Here is a 232-nt window from a genome sequence, read left to right as displayed (position 1 = left end):
GATCAAAAACAACATCTTGAATTAGCCCGGGATGTGGCCATGCGTTTTAATGCACTGCATGGCGATATTTTCACAGTACCAGAGCCGTTTATTCCACCAGTAGCCGCGCGGGTGATGAGCTTGCAGGACCCGACCAAGAAAATGTCGAAGTCGGATGAAAACCCGTGGAACTTCGTCGGCTTGTTGGAAGATCCGAAGATGATCAGCAAGAAGTTTAAAAAGGCGATGACAG

General features: G+C 48.3%; 1 protein-coding gene. It reads left to right on the top strand.

What is annotated here, in order from left to right; genetic code table 11:
• Positions 1–39 precede the first annotated feature (39 nt).
• Positions 40–232 (top strand): hypothetical protein (locus R0J87_RS25095; RefSeq protein WP_498889739.1); only part of this gene is annotated, 193 nt, incomplete at its 3' end.

The organism is Halomonas sp. SIMBA_159 (assembly GCF_046536035.1).
GTDB classification, from domain to species: domain Bacteria; phylum Pseudomonadota; class Gammaproteobacteria; order Pseudomonadales; family Halomonadaceae; genus Vreelandella; species Vreelandella venusta_A.
The sequence above is the reverse complement of the archived record's forward strand: the minus strand, read 5'-3'. Positions and strand labels throughout refer to the sequence as shown.